17 protein-coding genes are annotated in these 25,740 nt (G+C 31.8%); all 17 read left to right on the top strand.

Annotated elements, in window-relative coordinates:
• Positions 1–315 precede the first annotated feature (315 nt).
• Complete coding sequence (locus ABD077_RS14895; RefSeq protein WP_343913084.1) at positions 316–6,420, top strand: alpha-2-macroglobulin family protein; 6,105 nt, start codon at positions 316–318, stop codon at positions 6,418–6,420.
• A gap of 17 nt (positions 6,421–6,437) precedes the next feature.
• Positions 6,438–7,151, top strand: coding sequence for a hypothetical protein (locus ABD077_RS14890; protein WP_343913083.1), 714 nt, complete (start codon positions 6,438–6,440; stop codon positions 7,149–7,151).
• A 29-nt stretch (positions 7,152–7,180) separates the two neighbouring features.
• The gene (locus tag ABD077_RS14885) at positions 7,181–8,083 is read left to right on the top strand and encodes a DUF6892 domain-containing protein (RefSeq protein ID WP_343913082.1); all 903 of its coding nucleotides are present in this window, start codon (positions 7,181–7,183) and stop codon (positions 8,081–8,083) included.
• Between the two features lie 20 nt (positions 8,084–8,103).
• A complete protein-coding gene (locus ABD077_RS14880; protein WP_343913081.1) occupies positions 8,104–8,982 on the top strand; it encodes an AraC family transcriptional regulator in 879 nt (292 codons plus the stop codon).
• Positions 8,983–9,087: 105 nt separating this feature from the next.
• The gene (locus ABD077_RS14875; protein ID WP_343913080.1) at positions 9,088–10,545 is read left to right on the top strand and encodes a nuclear transport factor 2 family protein; all 1,458 of its coding nucleotides are present in this window, start codon (positions 9,088–9,090) and stop codon (positions 10,543–10,545) included.
• A 64-nt stretch (positions 10,546–10,609) separates the two neighbouring features.
• Positions 10,610–11,149, top strand: a complete 540-nt coding sequence (locus tag ABD077_RS14870; protein WP_343913079.1) for a hypothetical protein — start codon at positions 10,610–10,612, stop codon at positions 11,147–11,149.
• 67 nt (positions 11,150–11,216) lie between these two features.
• The gene (locus tag ABD077_RS14865) at positions 11,217–11,846 is read left to right on the top strand and encodes an O-methyltransferase (RefSeq protein ID WP_343913078.1); all 630 of its coding nucleotides are present in this window, start codon (positions 11,217–11,219) and stop codon (positions 11,844–11,846) included.
• A 17-nt stretch (positions 11,847–11,863) separates the two neighbouring features.
• Positions 11,864–12,397 (top strand): cytochrome b, encoded by a 534-nt coding sequence (locus ABD077_RS14860; protein WP_343913077.1) that lies wholly within the window; start codon positions 11,864–11,866, stop codon positions 12,395–12,397.
• A 12-nt stretch (positions 12,398–12,409) separates the two neighbouring features.
• The gene (locus ABD077_RS14855; protein WP_343913076.1) at positions 12,410–12,844 is read left to right on the top strand and encodes a cupin domain-containing protein; all 435 of its coding nucleotides are present in this window, start codon (positions 12,410–12,412) and stop codon (positions 12,842–12,844) included.
• A 156-nt stretch (positions 12,845–13,000) separates the two neighbouring features.
• Positions 13,001–19,558, top strand: coding sequence for an alpha-2-macroglobulin family protein (locus tag ABD077_RS14850; protein WP_343913075.1), 6,558 nt, complete (start codon positions 13,001–13,003; stop codon positions 19,556–19,558).
• Positions 19,559–19,721: 163 nt separating this feature from the next.
• Positions 19,722–20,276 (top strand): hypothetical protein, encoded by a 555-nt coding sequence (locus ABD077_RS14845; RefSeq protein WP_343913074.1) that lies wholly within the window; start codon positions 19,722–19,724, stop codon positions 20,274–20,276.
• Between the two features lie 8 nt (positions 20,277–20,284).
• Positions 20,285–20,725, top strand: coding sequence for a nuclear transport factor 2 family protein (locus tag ABD077_RS14840; RefSeq protein ID WP_343913073.1), 441 nt, complete (start codon positions 20,285–20,287; stop codon positions 20,723–20,725).
• Between the two features lie 108 nt (positions 20,726–20,833).
• Positions 20,834–21,676 (top strand): metallophosphoesterase, encoded by an 843-nt coding sequence (locus tag ABD077_RS14835; protein ID WP_343913072.1) that lies wholly within the window; start codon positions 20,834–20,836, stop codon positions 21,674–21,676.
• Between the two features lie 137 nt (positions 21,677–21,813).
• Positions 21,814–23,394 (top strand): carboxypeptidase-like regulatory domain-containing protein, encoded by a 1,581-nt coding sequence (locus ABD077_RS14830; RefSeq protein WP_343913071.1) that lies wholly within the window; start codon positions 21,814–21,816, stop codon positions 23,392–23,394.
• A gap of 81 nt (positions 23,395–23,475) precedes the next feature.
• On the top strand, positions 23,476–23,898 hold the full coding sequence (locus ABD077_RS14825) for a hypothetical protein (protein ID WP_343913070.1): 423 nt from the start codon (positions 23,476–23,478) through the stop codon (positions 23,896–23,898).
• A 141-nt stretch (positions 23,899–24,039) separates the two neighbouring features.
• Positions 24,040–24,711 carry a carboxypeptidase-like regulatory domain-containing protein gene (locus ABD077_RS14820; protein WP_343913069.1) on the top strand — a complete coding sequence of 224 codons (672 nt, stop codon included), beginning with the start codon at positions 24,040–24,042 and terminating at the stop codon, positions 24,709–24,711.
• A gap of 13 nt (positions 24,712–24,724) precedes the next feature.
• Positions 24,725–25,735 carry a transglutaminase domain-containing protein gene (locus ABD077_RS14815; protein ID WP_343913068.1) on the top strand — a complete coding sequence of 337 codons (1,011 nt, stop codon included), beginning with the start codon at positions 24,725–24,727 and terminating at the stop codon, positions 25,733–25,735.
• The last annotated feature ends 5 nt before the right edge of the window (positions 25,736–25,740 follow it).

The raw sequence follows: 25,740 nt of genomic DNA, 5'->3' as shown, positions 1-25,740 counted from the left end.
TGTTTTGCAATTACCAAAAGATATCATTAGCAAAAATGAATCGATAATTAAACAGCATAAATAAGTTAGCACACCCTAAACATCCTTCTTCATTAATTCATTATTTAATTTGACATCAACCTTTAAAAATCAGCAGTTTACAAAATCTCAAAACTCAACAAATTAAATAGTACACTAAACCACATAAGCTTTTCCCTAATTTATCGTTGCAATTATGTAGCTTTATAAAGTTATTTACTATCCGTAAGTTTTCACATTATCATGAAATGGTATAGGACTTGCAATGAGTTTTAATAAACACAAAAAATCAAACAGATGAAAGAACGAATCATTCTTGTTTTCATACTCGTTATAATAAACCTAAATTATACAATGGCTCAAAACAATAATAACTACCAAGATGATTGGAAAAAAGTAGAAAGCTTTGATAAAGATGGACTACCTAAATCCGCATTAGAAATTGTAGAAGCTATACATAGTAAAGCCAAAAAAGCTAACAATACAAATCAGATTACAAAAGCGCTGATTTATAAAGCCAAATACCTTTTGGTTTTAGAAGAAAACGCACAATTAAATATTATCAAAGAGTTCAAAAAAGAAATTGCAAACAGCAAATTTCCTAGTAAAAACATACTAGAAAGCATCTTAGCTAATTTATATTGGCAATATTTTCAGCAACATAGATGGCAATTTTATAACAGAACTAAAACTGCCGAAAAAGTAGATAAAGAAGATTTTAGAACTTGGGATTTAGAAACGTTGTTTGCAGAAATTCATTTCTATTATCAAAAATCCTTGGATAATGGCTTACTAGCCCAACAAACAGATTTAATACGGTTTAACGATATCTTAGAACTATCGGGAGATTCTAAAATATACCGCCCTACTCTTTTTGATTTTTTATCTCATAATGCATTAGCATTTTACAAGACCTCTGAAACAAGTATTACTAAACCAGCGTATGCTTTTGAAATCGATTCTCCAGACTATTTAAAAGATCACCAACAATTTTCTTTAATAAAACTAGAAACAAAAGATTCTTTATCACTACAATTTCATGCTTTAAAAATATATCAAAACCTTATCAATTTTCATAAAAGAGATAAGAAACCAGATGCTTTGATCGAGGTAAATATCGAACGTCTAAAATTCGTGTATGAACATGCTATTTATAGCAACAAACAAAAACTACTGCTAACCACATTATTATCAGAAAAAGAAAAACACCAACAATTTCCTGCAGTTACCTTATACAATTATGAGATTGCCGATTTATATAAGACACAGGCAGCTACATACATACCTCAAGAAAATGAAACACATCGTTGGACATTACAAAAAGCAATAGAAATATGTGATAATGCTATTTCTAAACACCCAGAATCCAGAGGAGCTAATAATTGTGCTTACCTCAAAGAACAAATTCTGGATCCAAATATTAATAGTATAACATTAGAAAGCTATATACCGATAAATAAGCCTTCTAAACTTCTAATCAATTACAAAAATCTAGATCAGGTCTATTTTAGAGTTTTAAAAATTAATAGAAGTGAACTAAAATTCTTTAACAAGCTTTACCAAAGCAAAGAAAAAATATCTTTTTTAAACAAGTTATCTACTGTAACTTCATTGAATTCTAAGCTGATAGACGAAAAGGATTATCAGAATCATACTATAGAGATTAACGTTCCAGTATTGCCTCAAGGATCTTATATGATTGTTGGATCTACCTCTAAAGATCTTAGTGTTAATACGTCTTTCTCTTTTGGTAATCTTCAGGTAACTGACTTAACTCTTGTAGAAAGCAAAACGAACAAGGCTACAAAACTTCAGGTAATAGACAGAACCAACGGAACTCCAATTGCGAATGCTTCTATTAAACTTACTTCTGATAGAAGAAGAAACCAATTAAACAAAAAGCTTAGTACCAATGATAACGGAGAAGCTTTTTTTACCCAAGAAGGATATTATTATAATGTATTAGCCACAGTTACCAAAGGAGAAGATACTGCTTATTTTAATGGTTTGTACCTAAACCATTATGGTGGTGATTCTGAATCTGACAATACTACGCGATATACTACATTTCTATTTACAGATAGAAGTATTTACCGACCGGGACAGACAGTTTATTTTAAAGGAATAATGATGTCTTCTGCTGGAAATGAAAAGCATAAAGTTGTAGCAAACAGAGCCACTTTTGCAAAACTTATAGACATGAATGGACAAGAAGTAAAACTTCTTAATTTCACTACTAATGAATATGGATCATTTGCAGGAGAGTTTATTTTACCTTCATCAGGATTAAAAGGTAATTACACAATTCAAACGGATAGCTATAACAGCACGTATATATCTGTTGAGGAATATAAAAGACCTAAGTTTGAAACAAAATTTAATCCTGTAACCGAAACCTACAAAGTAAATGATAGTATCCATTTAACAGGAACCGCAACTGCATATGCAGGCAGTAATATTACCGATGCCAAAGTGGTATATCGCGTATATAGACAGGTGCAATATCCTCGTTGGTGTTATTGGTTCCCTTCATACGGATCCGAAGAACAAGAAATTACCCACGGAGAAACAAAAACAAATGATAATGGTGAATATAAAATAACTTTTGCAGCATTACCTGACAAAAGTGTTTCTAAAGAAAATCAACCTACTTTTACATATAAAGTAACCGCCGATGTCACTGATATCAATGGAGAAACCAGAAGTACTACAACCTATGTAAATGTAGGATACCATGCTTTGATAGCCTCTTTAAACATTAGTTCGGAAATTGATAAAACTAAAAAAGATCAATTTTTATCCGTATCCACAAGAAATCTAAACGGAGAACTTGTTGAAAATAGTGGAAATATTGCAATATTCAAATTACAAGCTCCAGAATGTCCATTAAGAGTGCGCCCGTGGAAAGCACCTGATTATAAAAGTAGTACTAAAGAAGAATTTAAAAAACTATTCCCCCATGATGCCTTCCAGGATGAAGATGATTTTAGAAACTGGAAAAAAAGTAATCAAGTTTTAGAAGCATCATACGATACGAAAGAAACAAAAGACAAGACCAAAGGAACCGCAGAAATAGCGCTTAGAAACTTAAAAAAATGGGAAACAGGTAAATATATCATAGAGCTTAAAACCAAAGACAAATTTGGACAAGAAGTAAAAGATATTACCTATATCAATGTATTCGATCAATCCGAAAAATCTATTGCAGACAATAAACTCTTCGAAATTACTACAGATAAGAATACATACGCCATTGGAGATGATGTTTTATTAAAAATCAGTTCTGCTTCTGAAGATATCGTAGTAACCTTAGATATCGAAAAAAACAAACAAGAAGTTGATACCAGAATTATTAAACTTTCTAACAATAGTAAAACGATTAAAATTCCAGTAAGCAAAACTGATCTTGGAGGATTTGCTATTTCGTACAGTTTTGCCAACTATAACGCATATCAGAGTGGTACTATACCTATTACCGTACCTTATGAATCAACGCAGTTATCTATAGAAACTAAAACTTTCAGAGACAAACTACAACCTGGACAGCAAGAAACCTGGAGTTTTACTATCAAAGGACCTAAAGGAGATAAAGTATCTGCAGAACTATTAGCTAGTATGTACGATGCATCGTTGGATCAATTTAAACCACACCAATGGTATTTCAGCCCTATCAATAGACCAGCATTCTACTCGTATTCTCAGCGTAATGCTAATAAGAGTTTTACTAAAGGGAAATTTAATATCTACCCTCACAAACTCTGGAAAACTAGCTTTACCAGTCAATACTATGACCAGCTTAATTGGTTTGGGTTATATTTTGGAAACTCTTATAATTATGGCTTGGTTAAATCGCAAAAAAGGAGCAGAATGTCTAACTTAAGTGCTCCCGCTCCTGCAGCCGCTATGGAAATGGTAGCAGATGAAGCTGAATTAGAAGAATCTGTTGTGATGGGCAGCGCAGCCAAAGAAGAGAACAAGGCTGATTCATTAAGCAGAGCTGAAAACAAAAATCAAGGAAAAAAGACAGAAGATGACTCTTCTTTAGAAGGAGTAAAAATTCGTAAAAACCTTCAAGAAACAGCATTTTTCTTTCCACAGTTAACTACTGATAATGAAGGAAATATAAGTTTTAATTTTACGACTCCAGAAGCATTAACAAAATGGAAAGTACAGTTATTAGCACATACCAAAACGTTAAATGCGGGAACGCAATTACTAGAAACAGTTACACAAAAAGAATTAATGATCTTACCCAATCCACCAAGGTTTTTGCGAGAAGGAGATCAAATCATTCTGAGTTCTAAAGTATCTAATATTTCCACCAAAGATCTGAGTGGTATTATAGAGTTACAACTTACCGATGCACTCACTGGAAAATCAATAGATACCGACTTACAAAACAACAATATCAGACAGGAATTTGCTGTAAAAGCTGCGGGAAACACCAATATTTCTTGGGAATTAAAAATTCCGGATAATGTACAAACAGTACAATACAAAATCATAGCAAAAGCAGGTGAATTTTCTGATGGAGAACAAAATGTATTACCTGTACTATCCAATCGAATGATGGTTACAGAAACATTGCCAATGTGGATTCGATCTGATCAAACTAAGACATTTACGTTAGACAAGTTAAAGGATAACACTTCTAATACCTTAAAGAATCATAAGCTTACGTTAGAAATGACTTCTAATCCAGCTTGGTATGCAGTGCAAGCCTTACCCTATTTAATGGAATATCCTTATGAATGTGCAGAACAAACGTTTTCTAGATATTATGCTAACTCTTTGGCAAGTCATATTGCCAATTCTAATCCTAGAATTCAAGAAGTCTTTAATCAATGGAAAAACACAGATGCTTTAGAAAGCAACTTAGAAAAGAATCAGGAATTAAAATCATTAATCATCCAAGAGACACCTTGGCTACGAGATGCGCAGAGCGAAAGTGAACAAAAGAAACGAATAGCTTTACTTTTTGATCTTAATAAGATGAATAATGAGCTGAAACGCGCTATTAATAAACTACAACAAATGCAATATGGGTCTGGTGGTTTTCCTTGGTTTAAAGGTGGAAGAGAAAACAGATTCATCACACAGCATATTGCTTCAGGGTTTGGGCATCTTAAAAAACTTGGTGTTACGCAATACGACAGTAAAACCAGAGGAATGATACAAAAAGCAGTTCGCTATCTAGATCAAGAGTTTGTAGATGAATATGAAGAGCTAAAAAGATATTGCAAAAAACATAAGGTTGATATCAATAAAGATCATTTGAGTTATACCCAAATGCACTATCTCTATATGCGTAGCTTCTTTTCTGATATCAAAAGAAATAACAATACCAACGAAGCTTGGGAGTATTATCTAGGTCAGGCTAAAAAATATTGGTTAAAAAGAGGTTTATATCCTCAAGGACTATTAGCGCTGATCTTACATAGAAATAATGACTCTATCACTGCTACAAAAATCATCAGATCTCTAGATGAAAAAAGTATTACTAATGAAGAATTAGGAATGTACTGGAAATCTAATGTAGGTAGTTGGTACTGGTATCAAGCACCCATCGAAACACAAGCATTGATGATCGAAGTTTTTTCTGAAATTGAGCAAGAACCTAAAAAAACGGAAATCGTTGACAACCTAAAGATTTGGTTATTAAAAAATAAACAAACCAATCAATGGAAAACTACAAAAGCTACTACCGAAGCTGTATATGCGTTACTATTACAAGGTAGTGATTGGTTATCTGTAACAGATATGGTAGAAATCGTGCTTGGAAATCAAAAGATTGATCCTAGTAAGATCGAAGATGTAAAAGTAGAAGCTGGAACCGGATATTTTAAAACCTCTTGGAACGGTAGTGAAATCCAAAAGGATATGGCTACTGCCAAAATCACCAAAAAAGGAAAAGGAATCGCTTGGGGAGCTTTATACTGGCAATACTTCGAAAATCTAGATAAAATCACCTCAGCAGAAACTCCACTAAAACTTAAGAAAAAACTATTCTTAAAGAAAAACACTGATCGCGGAGAAGAGATTACAGAGATTACCGAAAAAACTAAACTACAACTTGGTGACTTAGTAAGAGTACGTATTGAGTTGCGATCCGATCGAGCAATGGAATTTGTGCACATGAAAGATATGCGTGCTTCTGGATTAGAGCCAATAAATGTACTATCACAATACAAATATCAAGATGGACTAGGATATTATGAAAGCACGAAAGACGCATCTACTAATTTCTTCTTTGACTATTTACCAAAAGGAGTTTACATATTTGAATATGATCTTCGCGTGAACAATAAAGGGAATTTCTCCAATGGAATTACCACTATTCAGAGTATGTATGCACCAGAATTTAGTAGTCATTCAGAAGGTGTTCGAGTTCAAATAGATTAATATTCAAGATTAAAAAAATGAACAAAACAATATTACTTTTATTTTCGATAATAGTATTTGCAAGCTGCGGAAATGATAAAAAACCCAGAGTAGTTTATGATACTGATCCAAATAAAGAAACGACAGAATTAAAAAAAGACTCTACACTAATTGAAGCTGCCGATCTTCCAGTTCAGATAGATAGTACTAATTATTTGATACACCCAATAGGGTATCTGAAAGTATATGGATCGAGATCTAAAATCTCCTTCAGGTCAAATTATGAAAATACAAATTTTGTTTTATCAAGACATTCAAACTATGAAATAACGGGAAAACTTACGAATTTAAAATTCCAACATATAGATTCGGAAAAAATGATTCCACTTACCGAGAAAACACTCATCATAACATCCGTAAGATTTTTAAAAGAAGTTTTCGACAGAACAAAATCAAAATATCTACTCTATAAAGTAATTGATCAAGATACCAATAAGGATCAAAAATTAAATCATCAGGATATTACCTCTTTGTACATTAGCAAGATTGATGGTTCTGATTTTATAAAATTGACTCCAGATTATGAGGAATTAATAAATTGGAAAATACTTACTTCTAAAAACAGGTTGTATATTAAAACAGTACAAGACAAAAATAAAGATGGTGAATTTGATAAGACGGATGAAATACATTATCAATATTTAGATCTACAAGATAAAAACTGGGAAATTAAATATTACAATCCACTATAAGCTTTTAAATTCCTTTATAAATCAATACCATGATTAATATTAAATTGATTGAGAATAGCTTTTTGATTAACAATATCTCTGTTAGTTTCCCTATATCTTTTGAAAGTTTACACGAAATATTAAAAGTTCCATATCGGGTTCACAAAAAAAAATACAATACTATTTATACTTGGGATGATCTTGGTATTCTAGGATACTCAAAAGATCAACAACACATAGATAGCATCTATCTGGAACTACAAAAAGAAGATTTTGATTTTAGCCCTAAACAACTTTTCATAGGTAGTTTTCTTTTTGAAAACCAAGATGCTATTTCCTACTACAAAGAGCATAAGAATAAAAGAGTACAGCTATTTGAAGGAGATACTTCTGGTGCTTTAGTCTTAAATGATATTAGTGTTTGGTTTAGTACCGATCAAGGTTCTATTGAAGCCATTGAAATTAAAAGCTATCAAGGTACAAGTATAAAACAAATACCTAAAGACAAATACATTATTAGAAAACTAGATGAAGAAGAAATTATCTTTACAGATTTTGGATTCAAACTAGCGATCGTTCAAGAATTGATGTATTCCAAAGAATTTATACAACCTAAATTTGACCTATTTGAATTTGTACTATGGTATTCCAAAAGAGAAATTGATCTCGAAGAAGAAGGGTATGATCCTATTGAAGAGGTAACTCAATATTTCAGGGATTTACCGATCCCTAAACGATTAGCCTCAGAAGTAACTGAAATCTACCAAGATGGCGGTAATGATATCTACCTAAATCTGATACGATTTGCCGAAGGATGGGAAGATTATTGGGACATTGAAAATATTGAAGACGTTACAAAATTTCCAAATCTGAAAAAAGTAACTCTTTGCTATGCAAAGGAACATATAATTCCAGACCTTAAAAAAATGGGGGTTGATGCTGAATGGTTATAATGTTTATTTGAAATTTCAAAATGAAGAATGACATAAAACATATAAAATTTGACAACAAAACGAATCCAAAATCGTATTTTGAAATTGTTCAGATCGAAGAACTATTAACAAGAAAACTAGATCATGATATTTGTAAAAACCATCTCGTTAAATTCTATATTATTCTTTTCATTACTGAAGGAGAAGGATTTCATACAGTTGATTTTGTAGACTATCCATATCAAAAAGGTACGATACTTTTAATAAGAAAAGATCAAATTCAAAAGTTTTTTAAAAGCCCTAATGTGAAAGGCTTCTTATTAATCTTTACAGAAGAATTTGTTATCAGTCATCTTAGCAAATTAGAAGCAATAAAATCGTTTCAATTATTTAATGAACTGCTTAGCTTTCCTAAAATTCAACTAGACCCTAATGATATTGCATTTTCCGATTTTTCCACTTTGATTAATCAAATGCAATTAGAATATAAGATCAAAGATGAGTACTCTATTAGTATAACTCGTAGTGCCTTGCATATGGTAATTACAAAACTGTCTAGAACTAAATTCAAAAATGAACAGCTATTAGGAAAGAAAAAATACTTAGCAGAGTTTTTATCCTTTCAACAATTAGTGGAAGAGCATTGCTTTCAACATAAAAAAGTGATGTATTATGCTGATAAGATGGGATGTTCTACAAAAACCATCAACAATATCGTGAATGCTATATTGAACAAACCTGCTAAAACTTTTATTGATGAGATTGCGATTATCCAGATCAAAAGACTTCTTATCGGTTCTGATGAACCCATAAAAGAAATTGCATATACATCTGGTTTCGATGATCCTGCTAATTTTTTTAAATACTTCAAAAAACACGTCGGAACCTCACCAGAAATCTTCAGAAAATCACATCGTTAACATTTTTCCGATTTTTACACTATTTAGGATCAAATTCACCATCTAACTCTTGTATCTGTAAATTAATTTTGATGATAACTTTTAATTATTATCAAATACAGTAACATGAAACACGCAATCAACCTTACCTCGATAGTTCTATTGGCTGTTTTATTTAGCCAATGTTCAGAAAAAAAAGGAACGTCAAAAGAAGTAAAAACCATTATGGAAGTAACTACTTTTGGAATTAACGGAACAGTAGATCCATTAGATTTTAAAACCAGAGATGCACAAATTGAAGCAAACTTTACCAGCAAACAATCTGGTTTTATCAAAAGACAAAGTGGAATTAATGAAAAAGGAGAGTATGTAGTCATTGTCTTTTGGGAAAACCAAAAAGACGCCGACGCCTCGATGAAAAAATTCATGAGTGATCCATCTGTTGCGGATTACGCAAAAATGATCAATGGATCTACGATGAAAATGGAGCGTTATGGTATGGATAAGACTTTCAACGCGGATAAAAGTGAGTTTGTAGAAGTAATGACTTTTAATCTAAAACCAAATACGGATATAGATAGTTTCGATATCTTAAATCAAAAAGTAGAAGCAGATTTCACAGGAAAAAGAGATGGTTTTCTACAAAGACTTACTGGCGTAAATGAACAAGGAAAGCAAGCTGTAGCAGTATATTGGACTACTAAAGAAGCGTCCGATGCTTCCATCAATGATTTTATGGCAGATCCAACAGCCAAAGAATTTATGTCCAAAATGGACCAATCCAGTATGTTCATGGGTCGTTATGAATCATTAACAGCACATATTAGTAACAAAGAAAAGGTTATAGCACTTTTAAACAGTTTTAATACTGGAGATCAAACACCAATTTCTTATATCAATCCGCAGAAATACATCCAGCATAATCTAGATGTAGCAGATGGATTAGCAGGTTTTGGCGAAGTAATGAAACATGCTCCAGAAGGTGGATTTAAAGCAAAAGTGGTTAGAGCTTTTGAAGATGGTGACTATATATTCACACATACCGAATATGACTTTTTTGGTCCAAAAGTAGGTTTTGACATCTTCAGATTCGAAAACGGTAAAATCGTAGAACATTGGGACAACCTAGCTCCTATTACTCCACCAAATCCAAGTGGAAGAACACAATTAGACGGGACATCAGAAATTAGTGATCGTGATAAAACTGCAGCTAATAAAGCTATCGTAAAAAACTTTATAAATGATGTATTGCTCAATCACCAAAATGAAAAGATAACCTCCTATATCAATCCAGAAAAATACTTACAACACAATTCTGCAGTGGCAGATGGATTAAAGGGTTTTGGAGAAGCTATGGAATACTTTGCTAAAAACAGTTTGGTTATGGAATACGATAAAGTACATATGACTTTAGCTGAAGGTGATTTCGTATTAGTTGTTAGCGAAGGGAAATTTGGTAAAGGAGATCCTACTGCATTTTACGATCTGTTTAGACTAGAAAATGGTCTTATCGTAGAGCATTGGGATGTAATTACTACCATACCACCAAAATCAGATTGGAAAAACGAAAACGGGAAATTCTAAATCAGGATTCCCTTTTACTATTCAAATATTTCAAAACAAACGTAAACCTTTTAAAACCTTTACTATGAAAATTTTAAAGCAAAAAACCCTATTTCTATGTATAGCAATAGTATCAACCTCATTCTTCATTTCTTGCGATAGTGATGATGATAATAATGCACCTCCTATCAATACTGGAGTGAGCGTTACAGTGGCAAACACATTTCAATCTGCTACTATCACTTCAGGAGTCGAAACCGCTATTGAAGATCTTTTCATGCAACCAGCAGGATCCTTAGAAGCAACCGCCAATATAAGTGATGCTACTGAATTTCCAGCGTACTTACTAGGGTTGTATGATATTGATATCGATCAAAACAGTATTTCTTTTGAACTAGTAGCTGAGGCTAATGATCCAAATTATGGACCTTTATTTAGAACCTTAGAACCTGATACATTCGACAGATACTATTTAACTTTTGATGAAGCACAAAACGTTAAAGGATTTTCTTCTAGTAACAGTTCGGTGAACCTAAGAATTGACGCTAATAATATTTTAGTAGTTGAAATTGGAGAAGGATTCGAATTTCAACCAGGAGCTTCCTTTACAATTACCCTAAACTAAAACAGAACTAAACTTAACGTATACAAACATCCCTAAAAACAGTCTTTATCCTTTAAAACAAGATACTATGGAAATGAATATGAACAAAGAAAAAACCAACTCAGTGATAAATGAATTATTTCTCGATTCTAGAGGTGATTTTTTCAAAATGATAAAGGCTGTTTCAAAAGGTGTGATCAGACCTTTACAACCCGAGGATTTTAAAGATCTATATCTTTCAATTTCCAAAGAGCAAGGCGAAGATCTAACACAACTTATCATAAAAAACAATTATAAAAATATTGTAGAATTTGGTACCTCTTTCGGAATATCAACCTTATACTTAGCATTAGGTGCTATGGAAACTGATGGTTCTATTATAACTACAGAACTCATTGAGTCCAAAGCTCAAAAAGCTATCACAACTTTTAAAAAAGCCGAAGTAGATCACCTTATTAACGTAAAAATTGGAGATGCTATGAAAACATTAAAAGATCACACAACACCCATAGATCTTTTGGTTTTAGATGGTTGGAAAGATCTCTATCTACCACTATTCCGAATGTTAGCACCTAATTTCCATAAAGATACTTTGGTTTATGTAGATAATGCAGACATGAAAGAAACACAGCACTTTTTGGATGTGATAAGTCAAAATCCAACATATCACTTACAACCCATGTATAATGGTAAAGTTTATTTGATAAGCAGTCTATAACCAAAAATTAAAAGACGATGGACACATCACTTTCTACATATAGCACTCGAACCGTATGGATTCATTGGGTTTCTACAGTATTAATTTTTGGACTCATCTTTACAGGGATTAAAATGGAACAACTATCCGTAAGTACAGAAAAATACTTCCTATATCAATTGCATTTCTCAATGGGAAGTTTGGTGTTTTTATTAACGATTATTAGAATCATTGCATTATTCAGCGATACTAAACCTAAGAACTTGTATCCAACTAAATCATTCAGAGAAAAACTAAGAAAAGGTGTTTATTATGGTTTCTATCTTGTTATTATTTGGATGTGTACATCTGGATTCCTATCACTCGTTTTGGAAGGAATAGTACCTTCTTTACAATCCGGAAATTGGAAAGATTTACCCGAAATCAGTGCAGATGGATTTCATCCGATTATGCTATCGCATCATATCATTGCTAAAATGATGTTCCTTTTATTACTATTACATATCGCTGGTTTTATACTCCATTTAATCCAGAAAAAAGAAAACACATTAAAACGAATTTGGTTTCACTAAAAATATTCATAAATGAAAGACAAAGAAATTATTAGAAACGGACAAGGAGAAAACTATAACTATTCCCAGGATCACTGTTTTATCAAACTTTCTTCAGATAGAACAAACGGTGAGTTATGCTTTGTGGAAGACACCTTAAAACCTGGTTTCTACCTAGCAAGACATCATCATAAAATTATGACAGAAGTATTTTACATTCTCGAAGGTGAAGTAGAATTAATTTTTGATGATGAGACCGTTATCGCAAAAACTGGAGATACCATAACTGTCCCTCCAAACGTATGGCATGCAGCTAGTTGTAAAGAAGGAGGTAAAATGCTAACCATTTTTAAAAATGGACAATTCGACCTCTACTTAGAAAAGCTCTCTAAAATGTCTGACAGTGATTTCGAAGATGGAGAATTAATGAAAGCTATTTCGGCAGAATTCGATATCTATGAGGAATAAAGAATATTGTATTCTATATTAAACATTCTCTTCTTCCATATGTATTAAGAAGAGAATGTTTAATATATATCACTTCCCTAATTCAAATACCTCATTCACTCATTTTTGATGGTATAAGCTGTATTGATTTATGTACTTCGTAGTAAACTAACTACTATGAGAAATCCATACTACATCTTCTTCCTACTTTTCTTTCTTACAATCAGCAGTAGTGCTCAATATAAGTACAATAAAGTATGGGCAAAAATTGAAAACCTAGAAATTGAAGGCAAAACGAGATCTGCGTACAAAGAAATTGATCAAATACGTAAACTAGCACAGCGAGAAGACAACCAATCGCAAATCATCAAATCATTTTTATACCAAGCTAAGTATAAACTTCTATTGGAGGAAAATGCGGAAAGTAATGTATATGAAATGTTACTTTCTGAGATAAAGAAAACAAAATTCCCTACTAAAAATATTCTAGAGTCTATTCTTGCTAAAAGTTTAGAAAACTATTTAGACAGCAATGCATATAAAATCAGAAACCGAACTAGTACTGACACAATTATATCCTTAGATTATAGAACTTGGGATATCAACACATTAAACAAACAAATACACACACACTATCAAAACTCTCTAAAACAACCAGAGCAACTTTTAATAATTAATGACGCCATATTTCCAGAAATTTTAAAACTTGGAGATAATGACCAAAAATACCGTAATACACTATATGATCTTTTAGCCAATAGAGCTATTGGTTTTTATAATTCAAACAACTATTCCCATACAAAAAAGGATCTTGCTCCTATCCTACCCGATTATTATAGTATCCCCACCGTTTTTAGCACTAAAGAAATTGGTAATGAGAATGAATTTTCATTCATAAAAAACACTTTGAAATTATATCAAAGTATTGAAAAAACACACTTACTAAGAAAAGATTCTTTATCACTTATTCATACAGCTTTAGATCGTTTAAAATTTGTTAAACAAAAAAATAATTCTCAAAACAAATTATATTTCGATGCATTAAAAAATTTACAATCACAATACACAGGAATATCTAGAACACCGATACTCTTAGATTTAGCAAAGTATTATAAAAATAATATGCATATCTATTTTCGTCCGGATTACAATACGAAAGCTATAGAAATATGTGATCAGATTCTAAAAGAAGCACCGAATACCCCTCCAGGAATTGAAGCAAAAAAACTTAAAGAATTAATTACCAATTCAAGTTTAAAAATTACCACAGAAAATTTTCTTATGCCAAATAAAAAAAGTAGAGCTCTCATTAAATATAAAGATATCGATAGCATCCATATTTCATTTTATAAAGTACCTTTTTCTTATCAATCCATAAAAGATAGCTACTATGATATTGATTCTTTAATCACAGATTTTACCAAAAATCACATTCCTGTTAAAAAAAAGGTATATAATTTACCAAAGGATCAGTATCACATAGAAAAATCAACCGAGGTGATTTTACCTGAATTAACATTAGGAAAATATCTTATTATCGTTAGAAAAAATCCCGATACAGATTTCAAAAATGATATCTATGGTATTAATTATATCCAAGTTACTCCATTGGCTTTGATACCATCTTCTACTGCTCAAAAAAACAGTTATATGGTCGTAGATCGAAATAGTGGATCACCCATAGAAAAAGCAACAATCTTATTAAAAGACAATAGATTAGAAAGTCCCTTTTTTAGAAAACTCACCACCAATAAAAAAGGAATCGCAAGCATCCGTTTAGAAAAAAAATCGCACCAATTAAATACATTTGTATCAAAAGGTAGTGATTCTCTTTTTGTAGAAACATCCATAAATCGCCGATATGTGTCTTCCTCCTATTATAATGATTATTCAAATGATTTAGAAGCTAAAGCTAAAATATTCACGGATCGAAGTATTTATCGCCCCGGACAAAAAGTATATTTCAAAGGAGTTCTAACACAACGAAAAAAGAAAAAATCTAGCCCGGTTGCTGGAGAATTTGTAATCGTCACATTATATGATGCCAATAATAACAAAGTTAAAGAACTACGTCTTAAAACGAACGAGTTCGGTTCTGTACATGGTGAATTTACGTTACCTAAAAATAGACTAAACGGAGAATTCACTATAGAAATGGATGAAGATTATGAAGAGGACTCTAAGTTCTGGGAGGATATGTATAATTTTGAAGTAGAAGAACATACATTTAGAGTTGAGGAATATAAGCGTCCTAGGTTTGAAATTACATTTGATAAAATAACCGAAACCTATACACTAAATGATTCTGTAAAAATTAAAGGAGTAGCTAAAGCTTTTTTAGGAGCAGCAATATCAAATACCAAAGTAAATTACACTATTACCAGAGAAAAAAATTATCAATTCCCCGACGATCGAGAAGAAGTTGTGATCACAGGAAGTACAACGACAAATTCGCAAGGTAATTTTGTTATCTCTTTTATTCCTTCAATCAATTCTACAACTAAATCAGTATCTAACCTCATATATAATTATAACATAATTGCTGAGATTACTGATATCAATGGTGAAACGAGAAATGAAACGCAAGGTATTAGAATAGGCTACCATAGCTTAGAAGCTAATATCCTTATGAATCAGAACTTATCATCAGATAAAACAGATAACGCACTTTATGTTAGCATCAAAAATCTGAACAATTATCCTATAGGTTATAAAGGAACAGTATCCATTTATAAACTAAAACATCCAAACAGAATTTTACGTAAAAGACCCTGGAACTCACCAGATATTCAACAAATTCCAAAAGATACATTTGTTAAATTCTTTCCGAACGATGTATATAAAACCGAAGACCTCGATACGCATAACGATAAGGATATTATAAAAACCTATACCATAAATACTGAGAAAGACGATAAAATAACATTAGGTAATATAAAAAATTGGAAAGGAGGAAAATACATTGCTAAATTTCATACTAAAGATGAGTTTGGGCATGAAATTACTGCAGAACAACAATTTACACTAACCAATCCAAAAGAAAAATACCTTGCAGATAATCAAATTTTTGATTTTAAAATAAATGACAGTCAAGTAGAGACTAAAAACATCCTAAACATAGAATTAAGAACTGCTGCAAAATCTTTATTTGTTCATGTAGAAGTCTACCAAAAACACAAAGTGATTTTTAAAGATGTCGTAGAAATTATCAATGGTCAGTATGACATACCTATCGATCTAAAACAGAACAAACAGGAAGTTCATATACAGGTTTCATTCATAAAATACAACTGTATCTGGACAGATAAGTTTCAATATCACTTTCCCCTAAAAAAACGAAATGATCATTTATCAATAGAACTAGAAACTTTTAGAAATAAACTACAGCCAGGTGCTAATGAAACATGGAAGCTTAAAATTTTAAATAATAACAACAAAGCTTCTTCTGCAGAAATACTGACTTCTATGTATGATATGTCTTTGGACACCTTCCTTAGTCACGAGTGGGAAGGTGATATAAAAATATTAGGAGAAGAACCTGATTATTATAATGACGCCCCTAAAATAAATACTCGAACTTCCTTTCGCAATGCTATTACAAGGATAAAAAATCTACAGATAAAACACTATAAACCAGTAGATTTTACATACAATTCAATCAACACCTTTGGATTTCATTTTTCTAATCCAGAACGAGGTCAAAGAAATTATCTAGGTACCATTAGCTATCATTCCGAATTAGCAAAACCTAAAGTAGGCAAACAATTAAAAATAAAAGGTGGTAAGATTACTGGAATTGTAGTAAATAATTTAGGGCTTCCATTACCAGGAGTAAATATAGCTATTAAAGGAACCACTCGAGGAACACAAACAGATTTTGACGGGTTATTTACTATAAAGGTTAAAAAAAACGACATTCTTATATTTTCCTATCTGGGTTTTGCCACATCAGAAATTAAAGTCCTTAATAACAAGGCTACAATAGTAATGAGAGAAGATCCTTCTGAATTAGAAGAAGTTGTGGTAACTGCTCAAGGAATAAGACGACGAACAGCCTCATTGAACTATACCGTTTCTTCAATAACTTCAGAAGAGATTAGTGGTGAATTTGATCGCGTATTGAATGGTAAAGTTGCAGGGGTAGAAATTACATCAGCAATAGGAGTCCTTGGATCTTCTTCCTCTATAAAAATACGAGGATATGCTTCTGTAAAAGATAAAGAAAAAGTGTTAATCATTTTAGATGGAAAACCCTTTCTAAAAGGTCGTCAATCGCTAAACACCGAGGACATTATAGATATGCAAGTATTAAAAGGTGGTGCGGCCAAAGCCATCTATGGAAGTAAAGCCGCTAATGGTGTTATCATTATCACTACTAAAAAAGGTGTAGAGGCATTACAAAAAGTGATACCCAGAAGAAACTTGAAAGAAACAGCCTTCTTCTTTCCACAATTACAAACCGATAAAAAAGGAAACGTGAGTTTTAGTTTTACTTCTCCGGAAGCATTGACTCGATGGAAATTTCAGGCATTTGCTTATGACAAACAACTAAATACGAAATTAATTCAAAGCGAAGTAATTACCCAAAAACAACTAAGCATTGTTCCTAATATTCCTCGTTTTCTAAGAGAAGGCGATACTGTAACTATATCAGCTAAAATTGCTAATATGGACATTAAGAAAATGAAAGGACTGGCATCTCTAACCCTAATTGATGAAATTTCTCAAAACGATTTAAAAACACTTTTTCTAGATAACAATACTGTACAAAACTTTGCTATAGATGCTAGAGGAAATACTTCTGTAAGTTGGAAATTATACATCCCAAAATCCGTACAAGCTATTCGCTACAAGATTATAGCAAAAGCTGGTAAATTTAGTGATGGAGAAGAAAGTGTGATTCCAGTTTTAACCAATAGAATGTTAGTGACAGAAAGTATTCCTATGTGGGTACGTCCCGCAGAACAAAAGACTTTTGGATTTCCTAAAATGATAGATCAACCTTCTGTTACCAGGCAAAACCACCAGATCACCTTAGAATATACGACCAACCCTACCTGGTTTGCCATAAAATCATTGCCCTATCTAATGGAATATCCATACGAATGTGCAGAGCAAACCTTTGCCAAATATTATAGCAATGAGATCGCTAGTCATATCTTGAACAGCAATCCGAAAATTAAAAAAGTATTTGACAGCTGGAAAGCAAATGGAAAATTAGTATCTGATCTAGAAAAGAATCAAGAGTTAAAAAGCATATTGATTCAGGAAACGCCGTGGCTCAGAAATTCTAAAAATGAAAAAGAACAACAAACAAGATTAGCAGAATTATTTGATCTTGTCAAAATCACCACAAAACAAGAAACTATTTTGGACAAACTAAAAGGCATGCAAGATACATCTGGAGGATTTCCATGGTTTAGTGGCGGTAATACAAATCAGTATATTACCAGACATATTGTATCTGGATTGGGACATCTTAAAAAACTACAAATAGATACAGAACATGCCTACACTTCTAATGTCATTGCAAAAAAAGCAATTGCTTATCTAGACAGTAAATACTTGGAAAATTATAAGCAGCAACTACGTATCGACAGCACATACGCTTTTTCCAGAAGTGATCTTCACTATTTCTATGCACGAAGCTTTTGGAATGAAAAATATCCAATAAGCAAAAAAATCGATAGTATTTACAGGAAACATATTCCCAAAGAGCAAAACAAATGGATGCAAAAAAGTCTATTTGAAAAAACTATGCTAGCATTAATACTATATAGATATGGTGACTCCAAAATCGCCAAAAACATTATTAAAACATTAGAAGAAAACGCAGTAATATCTAAAGAAAATGGAATGTACTGGAAAGAAAACAAATCTGGTTGGTATTGGTATCAATCTCCTATAGAATTGCAAGCATTGATAATAGAAGCTTTTTCTGAAATTACCGGTAACACTAATAATATTAATGAATTAAAAACTTGGTTACTAAAAAAGAAACAACTAGAAAGTTGGAGTACCACTAAAGCGACTACAGAAGCCATTTATGCCCTACTATTACAAGGTAGTGATTGGTTATCTGTAGAAAAAAACGCTGAAATTTCATTTGGAACAACATTAAATAAAACTGAATTGCTCCCAATGAACACAATTGAAGCAGGTACCGGATATAGTAAAATACAATGGAATGCAGAAGAGATCACTAATACAATGGACCATATAACGGTACAAAACAAAAGTGCTGTGCCGCAGTACGGAGGATATTATTGGCAATATTTTGAAGATCTCGATAAAATTACCGGTCCAAAAGAAGATAAGATTATGATCAAAAAAGAACTTTTTCTTAAACAAAATACTACCGAAGGAACGATTTTAAAAAGAATTACAAGTAGCGAACAACTTAAGGTAGGCAACCTAATCACTGTGCGTGTAGAGCTCAATGTCAAAAATAACTTCGAGTTTGTACATATGAAAGATATGCGAGCATCTGGATTAGAACCTACCAATGTTATCTCTAAATACAAATGGCAGGATGGATTGGGTTATTATGAAAGTACCAAAGATGCATCTACCAATTTCTTCTTTGATTATTTACCAAAGGGAGTACATGTGTTTGAATATGATTTGCGTGTCAATAATAAAGGGGATTTCTCCAACGGTATCACTACCATTCAAAGTATGTACGCTCCAGAATTTAGCAGCCATTCTAAAGGATTACGGGTAAAAGTTCACTAAATACACATACTTAATTATACATTTACAAATAATTGTTAAGTAAGAATTTAATATACCGTAAAAATTAGTCGTACATTAAGGACTGGTTACCCATTATATCGGATGAACACCTCCATAGGATATATCATCTTATTAAAAGAAATGCTAATAAAAATTGTTCAAAATGAAAACAACAAATCACTTAGTAAAAATTCTTTGCTTAATATATATCCTATGCTGTTCTTGTAATTCTACTGAAAAATCTAATGCTGGTTGGCTAAAGGTTTTTCAAAATGATGAAAGTGGTAATGTCATTTACGGAGATAAATCAAAACTAATCGATGCGGTACGATTAGGGTATCCCGTTAGAATTGGTTGGGGTGGTAATCGGGTCGAACATATTGCGGATGCAACCTTTTTAACCATTTTCGAAGGAAAAGAAGTTTTTGCACAAATAAATACCATTATTGGGCAAGCTCCAGCAATTGATAACGATTCTCTTAAACTTCGATTCAGAACACAAAACCATTGGACAAAAATTTCAGGAACTAACGGCTATGCTACCAACTTCATGACCAATTATCTCAAAGATTCTATTGTTGGCGGTGGCACTGATCGATATACTGCAACAACTTGGTACGTTTTGTATCCCGAACACTCTTTAGATATAGAAGCAAAACCACTTTGGCGAAAAGAATCTAAAAACTGGGAGGAGTGGAATAAAAAGAACAAAAAATAAAGAGAATTATGAACACCATTAAAATACTATCCGTACTATTCTGTCTATGCTTTATCGGTTGTAATAATAATTCAAAACCCGCTTATGAAATTTCAGGAAAGAATAGTAAAACGATTGTTTCTATAATTGATGCCGTTAACGAAAAAAACGCTGAAAAATATGTACTTGGATTTGATCAAAATGTAAAGATTTTTGTTGAATCTGATATAAGGATACATGGAAGAGAAAATTTGAAAACAAATAGAGAAAATCATTTTAAAAACCATCCCAATGTAATATCTGAAATACAACACCTAGTGGAAATAGATGATAAAGTAATTCTACATGACAAGGTTTGGCTTGATGAATCTGATAAGGTTGGCCAAAACATTGTTGAAATTTTCACTTTTGAGAATGATAAAATAGTACGAGTGGATGTCATTCAACCTAAAAATTTATTCAACAGATAAAAGAATTGTATTTTTAGGTCAATTCTATAAATAACTGGTCTAAAAATAAATCAATCCACTGTTGTTTATTGAATTAGTATCCCTAAGCTATTTTTCTCAAAAAATTGTATGAATAGAAGAAAGTTTGTAAAAAAAGGAATATTAGGAACTACTGGAATTGCGATAGCAGCTGGTTTTTACACTTGGCAAATAGAACCTTTTTGGTTAGAATTTGTTCATAGAAAAATGCCTGTGAAAAATCTTCCAGATCAATTTATCGGAAAAACACTAATGCAAATTAGTGACGTACATGTCGGAAATGAATTTGATTATCAATACATCATTGAATCTTTTATCAAAGCTCAAAAACTTAATCCAGATTTTGTGGTGTATACAGGTGATTATGTTAGCTACGAAAATGAACAACAATTTGCACAATTAGACGAAGTTTTGAAGTACACAGTTCGAGGAAAAATTGGAACATACGGAGTTCTTGGCAATCATGATTATGGAGATGAATGGTCGGAACAAGATGTTGCAGATCAAATTACCAACCAACTCGAACAAGCTGGAATTCAAATTTTAAGCAATAACTCGGAAAAAATAAACGAGCTAAACATTATAGGAATTGATGATTATTGGGGATTAAATTTTAACCCAAAACAAATATTATCACAACAAAACCAAAACGAAGCTAATATCACACTTTGCCACAATCCGGATGTTTGTGATTTGGATGTTTGGAATAATTATGAAGGATGGATATTATCTGGCCATACCCATGGAGGGCAATGCAAACCACCTTTTCTAAAACCACCTCTACTTCCAGTTAAGAATAAAAAATACGATGCTGGAGAGATCGATCTTAAGGATGGAAGAAAACTATACATCAACAGAGCCATCGGACATTTATATCAGGTACGATTTAATGTACGACCAGAAATTACCGTTTTTGAATTAGTAAAAACGTAAAATTTTAAATAGTACTACTATTACTTCAATTATGTTACAGAATTGTTATTTTAACATATGCAATTGTAAAACAAATAATTAAACTTTATTTTTAATACGTTTTACAATTCATCTAATCAAATTCAATCAAAAACGGTATGTCTTTGTTTTCAAAACTGACACCAAAACCATATATCTTTTTATTTATTTTTCAATCGATTATAGTATTTGGACAACAAAGTGAATTTATACAAGGAAAATTAGTCGATTCTAAAACCAAAGAACCGATTTCTTTTGCAACCATTAGAATCAAAAATAAATCTCAAGGTCTAATTTCAAATGCAGATGGTGGATTTAAGATTCCTACGAACATTCAAAACATAAGCGATACGCTAGTTGTATCTTCAATAGGATATATTTCTAAAAACATACTATTATCTCAACTCAAATCTGAACAAGTTAATGTCATATCATTAGTTCAGAAAATTGAAGAATTGGAAGAAGTCGTTGTAACGAATACCAAAAAGATAAAACGATATGGAGCAAATAGAATTGTACGACTAGCCATAGAAAAGATACCAGAAAATTATCCATTTTCTCCTTTTTCATATGTAGGCTATTATAGAGATTACCAAATAAAAGATCAATCGTATATAAATTTAAATGAAGCCATTTTAGAAGTTTTTGATAAAGGTTTTGAATCTGATGATTTACAAGAAACCAAAATAAAAATATTCGAATACAAAAATAATTTAGACTTTCCCATTGATACTATTGCCGCCAAACCCTATAATTATGTAAATAGAGATAAAATTATATCCAACAACGCAACATTGAATGGACAAGGCGGAAATGAATATACACTCTTAAGATTACATGATGCACTCCGAAACTATCGCATAAATACTTATGATTTTGTGAATAGATTCAATAGAAACTTTATAAAGAACCATAGATTTAAAATACTTCCCTCTACTTCTATTGATAATATACCATTATATACCATTGGTATTTCCAAAACCCAGCAAAACATAAAGGTTTCTGGAAAAATCTATATCAGCAAAGGAGATTTCAAAATCTATAAGATGATATATGCAGTTTTTGACTCATCTAAACCTGAAGATGAAGAAAAAAATACAACGGAAAAAACATCTGGAAAATTACTCTATGAAATCATTATAGAATATCAAGAACGTTTTGAAAAAATGTATCCAAGTTATATTTCGTTTGATAATACATTTGAAACATCATATCCTCCAAAATTTTTCCCTGAAAAAGTATCTGTAAATCAAATGCAAAAACGTTTCGAAATTGTTCTTAATAAAAGACCTTTTTCAAGAGAGGCTCTTAGAAAAAGAAATTATAGCCTATGGTATTATGGAACTAAACTACAAATAGACAGTATTCGGGTACTACAAAAAAACATCAATATATATCCTAAAAAGAGAAAATTAGTTTTCGGCACCAAGCTTATTAGCAAGCAAAAAAAGCAAAGCAATAGAGCAATCGCTATAGAAATTAAAAACATCAGAGATTTAGAAGGAAACCTCATCAACGAAAGAGAATCAGTTTCTTTCCATCAGTACAGAGAGTTTTTTGTACAAGAATTATCCATGGATACAAAACCAATACGCGACAGCTTATTTATGATAAAAACCAAACCAATCTTTAAAAGTAAATCTGTTATCTCTCCCGAAATATTATCCAACTACTGGATGAATACCCCTCTAAAGAATTAATAATCATTTTATGCAATAGAGTATAGATGAGTAACATTTCATGTATTTAATGGACCAGTAAGCATCAACAAAATTATTTTCATGACCGATTTATTGAAACTAGCGAGAATTCAAACCATACTAGTCTTCCTGTTTATTATACTCAAATTCATTCGACCAACTGTTTTAAATAGCAGCACCTATAACTGGATTAAAATCGTGTTACTTTCATTACCCAATTTCTTTGAAGCAATCATAGGGACATTCCTACTAACAGGAATAGGTCTTTATATTAATTTCCGTATACTCCCTGAAAAAACAAAAATCTCCATCTACAAACTTTATGTACTAGCAACTATACTAGCTGGAGTATATGTGATAACTCAAGAACTAAAAATTCATAACCTTGGAGGCAATAATGTCTATGATATTAATGACATCATTTTTTCATTTATTGGTTTAATTGTTGGTTACTTTATGATAAGACGTATACAACCAAAGATTTACAATACAAATAGAGATTAACTCATTTAACCGCCAACATAACTCTTCTTCACTCTTTAAAAAGTAACTTTTACCAATCTAATAGTTGTGTTCCCTAATTCTACATTTTATATACAAAACAAAGGGTCTAAGTTTGATGTATAAACTAAAAAGAATAAGATTATGAATCAATTTACTGTAAACATCAAAGAGCCATGCCATCAGAATTTCCAGAACTTTTCTCCAACAGATAAAGGCGGGTTTTGTAATCATTGTACTAAAGAAGTAATAGATTTCTCCGGTATGACTTCTGTAGAAATTGCAAACTACTTTAGAAACCACACCTCGAATAACATTTGTGGTCGATTTAAGAAACACCAATTAACTACTTACACGGAATCTAGAAAAAGCCAGTTTAATGTTTTGGGAGCAATCACTATAGCTTTTATGGCATTATTTTCTTTTGCCAAAACTCATGCTCAAAACATAGATAATCAAACAAGAAACTCAATTAATAATACTTCAAAACTTCAAAGTGCTATTAATGACAATTCGATTATAGTTAAGGGTATTGTTTCCGAAAGTGGAAATCCATTACCAGGTGCTAATATCCTATTAGAAGGAACTGCCATCGGTATATCAACAGATTTTGATGGTAATTTTGAATTTCCGGTATTGCTAAAAAAAGGAGATGTTCTGGTATTTAGTTATATTGGTTTTACGTCAAAAAAAGTAAAAATTCAAGATAACACGTCCGGCAATAATATTGCACTTAATGTAAATCTAAAACCAGATGGTTGTGTACTGATGGGAAAAGTAGCTGTGAAAAAATTATATAGTTCTACAAAAGATTAATTTAAGTATCCACATGAAATTTTTTCTTAGCACTACACTCTTTCTTTTAATTGCTTGCGATGTATTTTCCCAAGTTTCGGATTTTAAATCTGTAGACTTTACCAAAGCGGATAAGATTGCTTTTTCTTACAAAGGAGCTTCATTAGAAAATCTTCCGTTATTAGCGTATCAACTTACTAATGAATTACCTACCGAGGTAGAGAAATTTCGAGCGATATACACATGGGTGTGTCAAAATATAAAAGGAGATCAAGCACAGTTCTCCCAAGTAAGCAGAAAAAGAAAGAAGTTTCGAAATGATTCCGTTTCATTTATGAAATGGAATCATCAATACAAGAAAAAAGTATTCAAGAAATTAGTAAACAAAAAGAAAACCATGTGTACAGGATATGCATATTTGGTTAAAGAACTTTGCAATTTGGTCGACATTTCTTGTGAAATTATTGATGGTTATGGCAGGTCTGTTGCCTCTAATATCAAAAAATTAGAAATGCCTAATCATTCTTGGAATGCTGTTCGGCTACATAACAAATGGTATTTATGTGATGCTACTTGGTCTAGTGGCTACCTCGATGAATATGGTGTTTTTGTAGCTTCTTACAATGATGGCTATTTCTTAACTGATCCAGTATTTTTTGCCAAAAATCATTTTCCAATACATCAAGAATGGCTATTAGATGATACGATAAAAGTCTCTTCATTTGTAAGTGCCCCGTTAGTATATGGAGAAGCTTTTGCAAACGATATACAGCCCGTTTCGCCAAATAAATTAGATACAGCTATACCTAAAAATACCGAAGTCATTTTTAGTTTCAAATCTTCACGGAAGATTAAAAAAGATCATATTGAATTGGTTTATTACTCGAGATCAGAAGAAAAAAAAATTCATATCTACAATACTCAAAACAAAAATAACATCACATCTTTCACTTGTACTTTTAAAAATAAAGGACGTTATGACACACATCTTAGAATAAATGGTGATATTGTAGCTACCTATTCATTTAGTGTTGGTAAAAGTTAAAGCAG

Origin of the sequence: Aquimarina litoralis (genome assembly GCF_039523995.1) — a bacterium.
Classification (GTDB): domain Bacteria; phylum Bacteroidota; class Bacteroidia; order Flavobacteriales; family Flavobacteriaceae; genus Aquimarina; species Aquimarina litoralis.
This window is presented reverse-complemented; position numbering and strand designations above follow the sequence as displayed.

Coding starts and splice junctions, on each gene's coding strand:
- ABD077_RS14835 (WP_343913072.1), top strand. CDS start 20,834: ATGAATAGAAGAAAGTTTGTAAAAAAAGGAATATTAGGAACTACTGGA.
- ABD077_RS14860 (WP_343913077.1), top strand. CDS start 11,864: ATGGACACATCACTTTCTACATATAGCACTCGAACCGTATGGATTCAT.
- ABD077_RS14865 (WP_343913078.1), top strand. CDS start 11,217: ATGGAAATGAATATGAACAAAGAAAAAACCAACTCAGTGATAAATGAA.
- ABD077_RS14840 (WP_343913073.1), top strand. CDS start 20,285: ATGAACACCATTAAAATACTATCCGTACTATTCTGTCTATGCTTTATC.
- ABD077_RS14850 (WP_343913075.1), top strand. CDS start 13,001: ATGAGAAATCCATACTACATCTTCTTCCTACTTTTCTTTCTTACAATC.
- ABD077_RS14830 (WP_343913071.1), top strand. CDS start 21,814: ATGTCTTTGTTTTCAAAACTGACACCAAAACCATATATCTTTTTATTT.
- ABD077_RS14880 (WP_343913081.1), top strand. CDS start 8,104: ATGAAGAATGACATAAAACATATAAAATTTGACAACAAAACGAATCCA.
- ABD077_RS14885 (WP_343913082.1), top strand. CDS start 7,181: ATGATTAATATTAAATTGATTGAGAATAGCTTTTTGATTAACAATATC.
- ABD077_RS14870 (WP_343913079.1), top strand. CDS start 10,610: ATGAAAATTTTAAAGCAAAAAACCCTATTTCTATGTATAGCAATAGTA.
- ABD077_RS14895 (WP_343913084.1), top strand. CDS start 316: ATGAAAGAACGAATCATTCTTGTTTTCATACTCGTTATAATAAACCTA.
- ABD077_RS14815 (WP_343913068.1), top strand. CDS start 24,725: ATGAAATTTTTTCTTAGCACTACACTCTTTCTTTTAATTGCTTGCGAT.
- ABD077_RS14845 (WP_343913074.1), top strand. CDS start 19,722: ATGAAAACAACAAATCACTTAGTAAAAATTCTTTGCTTAATATATATC.
- ABD077_RS14890 (WP_343913083.1), top strand. CDS start 6,438: ATGAACAAAACAATATTACTTTTATTTTCGATAATAGTATTTGCAAGC.
- ABD077_RS14875 (WP_343913080.1), top strand. CDS start 9,088: ATGAAACACGCAATCAACCTTACCTCGATAGTTCTATTGGCTGTTTTA.
- ABD077_RS14855 (WP_343913076.1), top strand. CDS start 12,410: ATGAAAGACAAAGAAATTATTAGAAACGGACAAGGAGAAAACTATAAC.
- ABD077_RS14820 (WP_343913069.1), top strand. CDS start 24,040: ATGAATCAATTTACTGTAAACATCAAAGAGCCATGCCATCAGAATTTC.
- ABD077_RS14825 (WP_343913070.1), top strand. CDS start 23,476: ATGACCGATTTATTGAAACTAGCGAGAATTCAAACCATACTAGTCTTC.